The sequence below is a fragment of the Herbaspirillum lusitanum P6-12 genome, assembly GCF_000256565.1.
Lineage (GTDB): Bacteria > Pseudomonadota > Gammaproteobacteria > Burkholderiales > Burkholderiaceae_D > Herbaspirillum > Herbaspirillum lusitanum.
In genome coordinates this window covers 1-10,161 of sequence record NZ_AJHH01000289.1, presented here as the reverse complement: position 1 = coordinate 10,161, position 10,161 = coordinate 1, and the positions used below count along the sequence as shown (strand labels likewise).

Genomic DNA, 10,161 nt, shown 5'->3' with positions numbered 1-10,161 from the left:
GGGCCCCGGGGCGGCGCTGGCGCGCAGCGCGATCCGATTCTCGCTGGGCCGCTATACCACCGAAGCCGAAATCGACTACACCGTGGCGACGCTGCGCGCGCTGCTGAAGTAATTCAGCTTTGGGCCGGCGCCGAGTCGGAGGTCGCGGGCGGCGTCGACTCCCCGGCCTGACGTTTGCTCACCGCAGCGAAGTGTTCCGCATATTCGGCGCGGCGCGCCTGGTCGGACTCGATCAGCATCTGGTAACGGGTCTCCGACACGCGCTGCTGCAGCACGGCGGAATAGCGCTCGCGCTGCAACCATTCAATGATGATCGCGGCCAGCATCACGATGCTGCCGTAGACCACGATCAGGAACACGTCCTTGCTGCCCAGGCCGTCCATCATGTAATACGGCTTGCGGAAGAAATACAGCGCCGTCGGAATCGCCAGCACCAGCAATCCCAGCGAATACACGTAGCCGAAGAAGTAACTCATGATGATGCAGTTGATGGCGAAGAACAGCATCGACATCGATTCATCCACCACGGAGCTGAGCACATAGCGCAAGATGAACGCGACCACGAAGCCGCACAGGCAGATCAGGATGGGATAGAAGCCGCCGTTTTTCCAGCGCTTGGAATTTCTGAGTTTGATGATGCTCATGGAAGATCCTCTGCGCCGCCGGTCAGCGGCGATCTTTCAGCGGCGAGTTGTGCAACAGGTATTTCAGCGAGATGTCGTTGCTGTGCATCTCGATATTGCGCCGGATGAACTGCGCCGCTTCGTTGGTCACGATCTCGCGCTCGTTGTCGACGGTGATGATGTGATAACAGTCGCCCAGCCAGATCACCTTGCGCACTTCGGAATTGATGTTGGCCAGGATCATTTCGGCGTTACGCGGCGCTGCGGTTTCGTCGTCGATGGAATGAATCACCAGCGTGCTGGCGCGCACCTGCGACAGCGACTGCCGCACATAGGCCATCAGTTTTTGCGCCGCCCACAGATGGCGCGCCGGGATCGCCGCTGCGCCGACCGCCGCGACGCCGTCCTTTTTCAGCGCCGCCGCCACGCGCCGACGCATTTCAAAATTCTTGATGCCGTAAGGATCGCTTTCCTTGTAGGTCCAGTTGCGATAGCCGAGACCATATGGAATGTTCATCAGGCGGTGATACCAGGGGATCGACCAGCCGTCATAGCGCAGCACCGGCGACAGCAGCACCACGCTGAGGATTTCCTTGCTGAAGCTGGCCACCGCCAGCGCCAATGTCGCGCCCATGCTGAGACCGCACAATGAAACGGTTTTGTGCTCTTCCTTGAGCTTGACCACTTTGCTCTCGACCATGGCGCACCAGTCCATCCAGTTGGGCGTGACGCGCGGATCGGTCAGCGAGGCGGAATAGTTCGGGATCTGCATCTCGACCACGGTGCAGTTGGCCTTCTTGAGCGCTTTGGGAATGGTGCCCAGTTCCAGGCTGGAGCCGCACAAGCCGTGCAAAAGGATCACGGCGTGATCTCTTTGGCGGTCCGTCTGGCGTTCTAGCTGATGGTCGTTGCGAGCAGTCTGGTTCATGCGATGGTGGACAACGAGATACTAAATAGGATGATATTTAATCAACCCACATTGTAGACGGGTCTAGAAATTAATTCAGCCCGTTTTGCGAGTAACGCCAATTTAACGGGCTTTTTCAGGTTTTTCGGCGCATCTGCGCATCGTTGAACTCAGTGCGCCGGAACGATGATCGTGGCAATCAAACCACCGTTCGGATGGTTGCGCAGCAAGAGTTCGCCGCCGTGCGCCTGCACGATATTGCGGGCAATTCCCAGTCCCAGGCCCATGCCGCCGCTGTTGGCGCTGCGCCCGTGCTCAAGCCGCACATACGGCTGGAACAGGCTGCCCATGGCGTCCTCCGGCACGCCCGGGCCGTGATCGCGGATCTCGATTTCGACCATGTCGCCTTCCAGCGCCTGCGACTGGCGGATGGCGATTTCAACCTTTTCGCCATAGTGCAGCGCGTTGTCGAACAGGTTGCCGATGGCGCGCTTGAGCGCCAGCGGCTTGGCCATGACATTGACGCCGGACGGCTCGAACGCCACTTCATGGCCGGCCATGCTGGCGTCGCGGATCATGCGCGCCACCAGCGCGTCAAGCCGGACTTCGGTGCGATTTTCGTGGATGTCGCTGTCTTTTACCGACTGCAATGCGCCCTTGACCATCATGTCCAGCTCGTCCAGGTCGTCGTGGAATTCGGTACGCAAGTCGTCGTCGTCAAGCAGCTCGGTGCGCAATTTGAGCCGTGTGATCGGCGTGCGCAGGTCGTGCGAGATCGACACGAACAGGCGCTCCCGGTCTTCCAGGTAGCGTTTGATGCGTTCGCGCATGCCGCTGAAGGCGCGCGCCGTCTTGACGAATTCACGGCTGCCGGTCTCGGGCAACTCCGGCACGGTCTCGCCCTTGCCGAAGGCTTCGGCGGCATCCGACAGCGCCGCCAGCGGCCGCGTGGTCCAGCGCACCACCAGAATCGTCAGCAGCAAGATCGCCGCCAGCGACAACCCTTGCAAGACCACGCGGTCCAGCGACAAGGGATTGCTGCTGTCGAGGAAATACGGATTGGGCATCAGCGCCGCCAGGTACAGCCACTTGCCGGACTCGATCTGGGTCTGGATCACCAGCACCGGCGCCGGGTTTGGCTTGATCAGCAGGATGTGCTGCACCCAGCTGTCGGGCAGGTCGCCGATCTTGAGCCCGTCGTCGGACACCGGCAGGTTGTCGGGCCAGGCGAAGCTCAGGTGGAATTCGGGCAAGAAGGCCAGGTCGGATTTCAGCGTTTCCGCCGCCGCTTCGGTGGCGATGTCGGCCAGCGAATTGGGCGCAATCGGTGGAATCGGCACCAGCGCACTGTTGGCATTGATGAAGAAACGCGTGCCGCCCATTTCGCGCAGCTGCTGGATCATGATCGGCCGGTAATTTGCGGGCAGCGTCATGAAATAGCGGATCGCACCGGATGCGCTGTGCGCCAGGTGCTGCGCCGCCACGCGCGTCTCGGCCTCGGATTTGGTGCGCAGTTGCGCGGCCCAGATCAAGCCGCCTGCCAGTTGCGTCACCAGCACGCCGAAAATCATTACCACCGACAAGCGTCCCAGCAGCGAGTTCGGCAGCACACGGTCGAGCACGCGCGTGACCGCCGCCGAGGAACGGCTGCGCCATGCCAGGGTCGGCGGCAATCCCGACATGATCAGGCCGACGCCGCCGTGACGTCGGCCGAGAATACGTAACCCGCGCCGCGCACCGTCTTGATCAGATGCGGCTGCTTGCCGTCGTCGCTGAGGCGCAGGCGCAGTTTGCTGATCTGCACGTCGAGCGAACGATCCAGCGGCCCGGCGTCGCGACCCCGGGTTTCTTCGCTGAGCACGTTGCGATCCAGCACGTCGCCCGGATGTTCGACGAAGTACTTCAACAATTGATAATCCATCCCGGTCAGCGCGACCACCTGCCCTGCACTGTCGAGCAAGGTGCGCTCCACCGTGTCCAGCGTGAAACCGACGAAGCGATAAAAGCGCGGTGCGGCGGCATTGTCGATGCCGGTGCGGCGATGGATGGCCTTGATGCGCGCCAGCAGTTCGCGCGGGCTGTACGGCTTGGCGATGTAGTCGTCCGCCCCCAGCTCGAGTCCGACCACGCGATCGGTTTCATCCGAACTGGCGGTGAGCATGATGATCGGCACATTCGATTTACGCCGCACGATCTTGCACAATGCAAAGCCGTCGGTGTCCGGCAGCATGACGTCGAGGATCACCAGCGACAGCTCGTCGGCGTAGCGCTGGAACTCGGCGAGAAAGGCTTCGCCGTTATGCGCCAGACGCACTTCGTACTGGTTCTTCTCAAGGTAAGTCTTGAGGAGAGTCCGGGTTTTCTGGTCGTCGTCGACGATAAGGATTTTGCGCGTCATTACGGTAGTCTTTACTCCACTTTTCCGGTTCGCGAAAGCGCCCTGGCGATCGATGCAAGCCGTCGCTGCGCCTCGGCTTCGCTGATCTGGTCATCCACGAAGAAACGCCGCAGCTCGGCCACGATGGCGTCCTTGGTGGTTTCGTCGGTGGCCATGCGATGCACCAGGCTGGGCGCGAGGTAGGCCGAGCCCTTGCTGAACACGCGCCAGGAATTCTGCGAGCAGCCATCCATCTTGCTGGTGTCCGGCGAACGCCAGACCGGGATCGCGCCCTTGAATTTATTGTAGTCGGATTGCACCGCCGGCGACATCGCGATCTGCGCCAGCACTTCCTGCGCCGGCTGGTGCGAGTAGTCGTCGGCGAACATCGCCAGCGTATCGATGCTGTACAGATGATAGTCGGCAGTGCCCGGCACGGCGGCGCAGCCGAATTGATGGTCGGCGCTCAAGCCCCAGGCGTTGAAATCGCCTTTGGCCCAGTCGCCCATGATGAACATACCCGCCTCGCCGTCGACCAGCTGGCGCGCCACTTCCGTCCACGACCGCTCCTTCACCGGCAACTGCATGACCTGCTTCAACACGCGCAGGCGTTTCAGTGCCCGCAACAGGCGTGCGTCGGCGAATGCGCGCGGACTGAGGTCGACAAACAACTGGCGGTAATACGCCGGGCCGCCTTCGGACAGCACCAGCGTTTCAAACAGCGTCGCCACCTGCCACGATTCGCCGCTCTGCGCCAGCGGGACGATGCCGGCCTGCTTCAATTTGGCGGCTACCTTGTCGAACTCCTCCCAGCTGCGCGGCACGCTCAGACCGAGGCGGTTGAACACCGCGACGTTGTAATAGAGATTGTTGATGCGATGTATGCCGAGCGGCGCCGCGACGACGTGGCCGTGATTGTTCAGCAGCGACCACACGGTCGGAAACAGCAGCTTTTGCCAGTTGCCCTGCGCAGCGACGTTGTCGAGTTCAAGCAGCAGCCCCAGATCGGCCCATTCACCGAAGATGACGCCGTTGAGTTGCGTGACTTCGGGCGCATGGCCGGCCAGCACCATGCTCTTGAGCACCTTGCCCGCGCCGATGCCGTTGCGGCGCGCAGCGTCCTCTCCCGGTGTCTCGTCAATGCGGGCCTTGTCATTTTTATCATTCCGAGTTTTTTTTGCCGTCTCCAAAGCGCGTGTGACTATAGCGTAAGTCCGCGCTCCACCGCGATAAGAACATTAATTGGATTCAGGTTTTGTAAAGAAATGTAATGTTTTATTTAGTTTCCTGTTCCGGCGCCAATCCACCTTGCAGCGCCATGCACCCAGGTTTTTCCAGTCTTCACTTTCGGAGTCACAGTGAAAACAGCTCGTCCCTGGCACATCGTCGCTTTCCTGGCGCCGGCGGTCATCATCTATTCCATGTTCAGTGCGCTGCCTCTGCTCGACACGCTGCGCCTGGGGCAACCGGGCACGGCGTGAATTCTCTGTAAATATATGTAATCCGCTCGCATCGCCGATTCAAGAAATTCCAAGCAAAAACAATAACTTAGCGATTTTCCCCAGACGTATTCCCAAACGCTCGCATCACACATTCTCCGGTGCTACTGTCGCGCCGCTGGCTCTGCAATTGCGGATTTTTTCGGAAGCTCAGAGCGGCCTTCATCAATGTAAAAAAACCAGGAGACCTTTGATGCAAACCGTTAAAAAAGCCCTCGCCCTCGCCACCCTCAGCAGCGCCGTCCTGCTCGCGCTGGCAGGCGGCAACGCGCAAGCCGGCACCTTGACCATCGAAAGCTGGCGCGTCGACGACCTGGCGCTGTGGGAGAACGTCCTGATCCCGGCCTTCCAGAAGAAGAACCCCGGCGTCACCGTCAAGTTCTCGCCGACTGCGCCGACCGAATACGACTCCACCCTGACCGCACGCCTGGCCGGCGGCACTGCCGGCGACCTGGTCGCCTGCCGCCCGTTCGACGTGTCGCTCTCGCTGTACAACAAGGGCCACCTGGAAAAACTCGACGGCAAGGCCGGCATGGAGTCCTTCCCCGCCTCCGCCAAGGTCGCGTGGCAGAGCGATGACGGCAAGGATACTTTCTGCATGCCGATCGCCTCGGTGATGCACGGCTTCCTGTACAACCAGAAGATCTTCAAGGAGCTGAACCTGCAGCCGCCGAAGACCGAAGCCGAATTCCTCAAGCTGCTCGAGACCGTCAAGGCCGGCGGCAAGTACACGCCGCTGGTGCTGGGCACCGCCGATCAATGGGAAGCGCACCAGGTGCTGTTCACCGGCGTCGGCCCCAACTACTGGAAGGGCGAAGCCGGCCGCAAGGCGCTCATCGCCGGCAAGGCCAAGTTCACCGATCCGCAATTCCTGAACGTCTGGGAATATGAAGCCAAGCTCGGCAAGTATCTGTCCAAGGGTGCATCCGCGCAGACCTACGGCGACAGCCAGAACATGTTCGCACTGGGCCAGGGCGCGGTGTATGCAGCCGGTTCGTGGGATATCGCCTACTTCAACGCCAACGCCAGCAGCAAGCTGGAACTGGGCGTGTTCCCTCCTCCGGTGCCGAAGGCCGGCGACGCTTGCTACATCTCCGACCACAACGACATCGGCATGGGCGTGAACAAGAAATCCAGGAACAAGGAAGACGCCTACAAGTTCCTGGCATGGCTGGGTTCGCAGGAGTTCGCCGACATCTACACCAACAAGGTCACCGGCTTCTTCTCGCTGTCGAACCACCTGATCTCGGTCAAGGATCCGATCGCCAAGCAGATGATCGACTGGCGCAAGTCCTGCTCGTCGACCATCCGCGTCAACTCGCAGATCCTGAACCGCGGCACGCCGAGCATGGAAAACGAAATGTGGAACGTCAACGCGCAAGTCCTGAACGGCAAGATGACGCCGAAGGATGCGGCGACCAAGATCCAGACCGGATTTGCCAAGTGGTACAAGCCGCAACAATAAAAAAATAATAGAAATAACAATAGAAACAACAGGCATTGCAGCAACACCGGCGCAGAACCGTCTGCGCCGGTGCCTGACTGCCCATGCACCCAGGTTTTTCCAGTCTTCACTTTCGGAGTCACAGTGAAAACAGCTCGTCCCTGGCACATCGTCGCTTTCCTGGCGCCGGCGGTCATCATCTATTCCATGTTCAGTGCGCTGCCTCTGCTCGACACGCTGCGCCTGGGCTTCTACACCAGCAACGACGCCGGCGTGCACAGCTTCGTCGGTCTCGACAATTACCGCACCATCCTGTTCGACAGCGACTGGTCGACCGCCTTCTGGAACGCGATGTGGAACAACGTCAAGTTCTTCTGCATCCACATGCTGCTGCAAAACCCGATCGGCCTGCTGCTGGCCACTCTGTTCAGCCTCAAGGGCCTGCGCGGCGCCCGCACTTACCGCACTCTGATTTTCCTGCCGACCTTGCTGTCGGTGGTGATCATCGGCTTCATCTGGCAACTGATCATTTCGCCCTTATGGGGCGTCGGTGAAAAGCTCATGACGCTGGTCGGCCTGGGGGACTATTTCGCGCCCTTCCTCGGGCAGGAATCCACTGCGCTGTTCACGCTGTCGCTGATCTCGGTATGGCAATACATCGGCATCCCGATGATGCTGATCTACGCCGCGCTGCTGGCGGTGCCGGAAGAAGTGCTGGAAGCCGCCCACGCGGAAGGCGCCAGCGCCTTGCGCATCTTCTGGCAAATCAAGCTGCCGCTGATCTGGCCGACGCTGGGACTGGTCACGATCCTGACCTTCGTCGCCAACTTCAACGCCTTCGACCTGATCTATTCGGTCAAGGGCGCGCTGGCGGGGCCGAACTATTCAAGCGACCTGCTGGGTACTTTCTTCTACCGCACCTTCTTCGGCTATCAGGCCCAGGTCGGCAGTCCGACCATGGGCGCGGCGGTGGCGACGCTGATGTTCCTGGTGATCCTGGCCGGCGTCGGCGCCTATTTTTACCTGGTGCAGCGCAAGCTGACCCGTTACGAGCTTTAAGGAATCGCGATGACTTCAGCTTCTTCCACCATCGCACCGGCGACGCATGACCGAATCGGCAGCGCGCGCGGCCCGTCGCTGATCCAGCGCAGCTTCGGTCCGGCCGGCCACATCTGGGTGCACATCGTGCTGTGCCTGTATGCGGTGATCGCGCTGTTCCCGATTGCGCTGATCCTGATCAACTCGGTCAAGTCGCGCCAGGCGATTTTCGACAACCCGATGGCCTTGCCGACGGTTGACAGCTTCTCGCTGATCGGCTTTCACAAGGTGCTGTCGAACACCAACTTCCTGCTCTACTTCGGCAACAGCCTGGTGGTGACGATAGGCTCGCTGGTGCTGATCGTGCTGTTCGGCGCCATGGCAGGCTGGGCGCTGTCGGAATACAAATTCCGCGGCAACCGCCTCATGACGCTGTTCATGGCGATCGGCATCATGATCCCGATCCGGCTCGGCACCGTATCCATCCTGCAACTGGTGGTGGCGCTCGACCTGATCAATACCCGCACCGCGCTGATCCTGGTCTACACCGCGCAAGGCCTGCCGCTGGCGGTGATGATCCTGTCCGAATTCATCCGCCAGATCCCGACGGAATTGAAAGACGCTGCACGCTGCGACGGCGTCGGCGAGTTCAAGATCTTCTTCCAGATCATCCTGCCGCTGATCCGCCCCGCCATCGCCACGGTTGCGGTGTTCACCATGATCCCGGCGTGGAACGACCTGTGGTTCCCGCTGATCCTGGCGCCGGGCGACCAGACCAAGACCGTGACGCTGGGCGTACAGCAATTCATCGGCCAGTACGCCACCGACTGGAATTCAGTGCTGGCGGCGCTGTCGATGGCGGTCATCCCGATCCTGATCCTGTACACGCTGTTCTCGCGCCAGCTGATCCGCGGCCTGACTTCCGGCGCAGTGAAGTAACCCATTCAAGGTAAAAATCATGGCAAACGTAAGCATCAAAGACTTGAAGAAATCCTACGACGGCAAGCAGAACGTGCTGGCCGGCCTCAACCTCGACATTCGCGACGGCGAATTCTGCGTACTGGTCGGCCCCTCCGGCTGCGGCAAGTCGACCTTGCTGCGCATGCTGTGCGGCCTCGAAGACATCAGCGGCGGCGAGCTGGCCATCGGCGGCGACGTCGTCAACCACCTGCCGCCGGCCAAGCGCGGCATCGCCATGGTGTTTCAGAGTTATGCGCTGTACCCGCACATGAACGTGTACAAGAACATGGCCTTCGGCCTCAAGATCGCCGGCAGCAACAAGGCCGACATCGACGAGCGCATCCGCCACGCCGCCGGCATCCTCAAGATCGACCACCTGCTCGAACGCCTGCCGCGCGAGCTGTCCGGCGGCCAGCGCCAGCGCGTCGCCATCGGCCGCGCCATCGTGCGCAAGCCGCGCCTGTTCCTGTTCGACGAGCCGTTGTCCAATCTCGACGCCGCCCTGCGCGTGCAGACCCGGCTGGAGATCGCCAAGCTGCACAAGCAACTGGCCGCCACCATCGTCTACGTCACGCACGATCAGGTCGAGGCGATGACGCTGGGCGACAAGATCGTGGTCATGCACGACGGCCACATCCAGCAGGCCGGCACGCCGCTGGAGCTGTACCAGCATCCGCAGAACCTGTTCGTGGCCGGCTTCATCGGCTCGCCGAAGATGAACTTCCTGCCGGGCCTGGTCACGGCCGTGGCCGAAGACGCCCTGGAAGTCGCCGTGACAGGCGGACGCAAAGTGCGCGTCGACGTCGTGCCGGGCAATGCCAAGGTCGGCGACAAGCTCACGCTCGGCCTGCGTGCCGAGCATATCCACGAAAACAGCGCCGGCTCCGAACAGTTCGGCGGCAAGGTCAACCTGGTCGAACATCTGGGCGAAGCCAACTTCATCTACGTCACGCTGTCCGGCGGACAGGACATCGTGGTGCGCGGCGACGGCAACCGCAACGTCGACATCGGCGAAGAGATTGTCTTGTCCGCCAACAGCAACGCCTTCCACGTGTTCGACGCCGACGGCAATGCGTTGCGCCGCCTCAAGCCGGGCAACCTGGTGTCGTCGCGCCAGCATTGAGACCGGCATGGAAACTTCCTGCGACTACCTGATCGGCGTGGACGGCGGCGGCACCAAGACCCTGGTGCGGGTGACCGACCTCGACGGCGCCGTGCTGGCCGAAGCGACCGGTCCCGGATCCGCCCTGCGCAACGGTGCGCCGGCTGCCTGGAACGCGATCCTGAGCACGCTGCAAAGCGCCTTCGCGCAT

At 61.3% G+C, this 10,161-nt stretch carries 10 protein-coding genes and 1 pseudogene; 6 read left to right on the top strand and 5 right to left on the bottom strand.

Annotated features, from left to right (window positions below; genetic code table 11):
* Positions 1-113: 113 nt before the first annotated feature.
* The 5 genes from HLUSI_RS27795 to HLUSI_RS0109180 all read right to left on the bottom strand — a co-directional run bounded on the left by HLUSI_RS27795 (position 114) and on the right by HLUSI_RS0109180 (position 5,097).
* Positions 114-644 (bottom strand): DUF4118 domain-containing protein, encoded by a 531-nt coding sequence (locus HLUSI_RS27795; protein ID WP_016833691.1) that lies wholly within the window; start codon positions 642-644, stop codon positions 114-116.
* A 22-nt stretch (positions 645-666) separates the two neighbouring features.
* The gene (locus tag HLUSI_RS0109195; RefSeq protein ID WP_238533951.1) at positions 667-1,485 is read right to left on the bottom strand and encodes an alpha/beta hydrolase; all 819 of its coding nucleotides are present in this window, start codon (positions 1,483-1,485) and stop codon (positions 667-669) included.
* 215 nt (positions 1,486-1,700) lie between these two features.
* Entirely contained in the window at positions 1,701-3,212 is a 1,512-nt protein-coding gene (locus tag HLUSI_RS0109190; protein ID WP_016833689.1) for an ATP-binding protein, read from the bottom strand.
* A gap of 2 nt (positions 3,213-3,214) precedes the next feature.
* Positions 3,215-3,928, bottom strand: a complete 714-nt coding sequence (locus HLUSI_RS0109185; RefSeq protein ID WP_016833688.1) for a response regulator — start codon at positions 3,926-3,928, stop codon at positions 3,215-3,217.
* An 11-nt stretch (positions 3,929-3,939) separates the two neighbouring features.
* Complete coding sequence (locus tag HLUSI_RS0109180) at positions 3,940-5,097, bottom strand: ABC transporter substrate-binding protein (protein ID WP_016833687.1); 1,158 nt, start codon at positions 5,095-5,097, stop codon at positions 3,940-3,942.
* Positions 5,098-5,265: 168 nt separating this feature from the next.
* Between HLUSI_RS0109180 and HLUSI_RS34630 the strand changes: the two genes are divergently transcribed.
* The 6 genes and pseudogenes from HLUSI_RS34630 to HLUSI_RS27790 form a co-directional block, all read left to right on the top strand.
* On the top strand, positions 5,266-5,388 hold the full coding sequence (locus HLUSI_RS34630) for a hypothetical protein (protein ID WP_016833686.1): 123 nt from the start codon (positions 5,266-5,268) through the stop codon (positions 5,386-5,388).
* Positions 5,389-5,599: 211 nt separating this feature from the next.
* The gene (locus HLUSI_RS0109170) at positions 5,600-6,871 is read left to right on the top strand and encodes an ABC transporter substrate-binding protein (RefSeq protein ID WP_016833685.1); all 1,272 of its coding nucleotides are present in this window, start codon (positions 5,600-5,602) and stop codon (positions 6,869-6,871) included.
* Positions 6,872-6,994: 123 nt separating this feature from the next.
* Positions 6,995-7,909, top strand: coding sequence for a carbohydrate ABC transporter permease (locus tag HLUSI_RS0109165; protein WP_016833684.1), 915 nt, complete (start codon positions 6,995-6,997; stop codon positions 7,907-7,909).
* Positions 7,910-7,918: 9 nt separating this feature from the next.
* The gene (locus HLUSI_RS0109160) at positions 7,919-8,827 is read left to right on the top strand and encodes a carbohydrate ABC transporter permease (protein ID WP_016833683.1); all 909 of its coding nucleotides are present in this window, start codon (positions 7,919-7,921) and stop codon (positions 8,825-8,827) included.
* Between the two features lie 19 nt (positions 8,828-8,846).
* A complete protein-coding gene (locus HLUSI_RS0109155; protein WP_016833682.1) occupies positions 8,847-9,971 on the top strand; it encodes an ABC transporter ATP-binding protein in 1,125 nt (374 codons plus the stop codon).
* Positions 9,972-9,978: 7 nt separating this feature from the next.
* A pseudogene (locus HLUSI_RS27790) lies at positions 9,979-10,161 on the top strand (BadF/BadG/BcrA/BcrD ATPase family protein); the annotation flags it as partial.

Excerpts from the sequence above, each read along its gene's own strand:
- HLUSI_RS0109170 (WP_016833685.1), top strand. The coding sequence starts at position 5,600 with ATGCAAACCGTTAAAAAAGCCCTCGCCCTCGCCACCCTCAGCAGCGCC.
- HLUSI_RS0109160 (WP_016833683.1), top strand. The coding sequence starts at position 7,919 with ATGACTTCAGCTTCTTCCACCATCGCACCGGCGACGCATGACCGAATC.
- HLUSI_RS27795 (WP_016833691.1), bottom strand. The coding sequence starts at position 644 with ATGAGCATCATCAAACTCAGAAATTCCAAGCGCTGGAAAAACGGCGGC.
- HLUSI_RS0109190 (WP_016833689.1), bottom strand. The coding sequence starts at position 3,212 with ATGTCGGGATTGCCGCCGACCCTGGCATGGCGCAGCCGTTCCTCGGCG.
- HLUSI_RS0109155 (WP_016833682.1), top strand. The coding sequence starts at position 8,847 with ATGGCAAACGTAAGCATCAAAGACTTGAAGAAATCCTACGACGGCAAG.
- HLUSI_RS0109185 (WP_016833688.1), bottom strand. The coding sequence starts at position 3,928 with ATGACGCGCAAAATCCTTATCGTCGACGACGACCAGAAAACCCGGACT.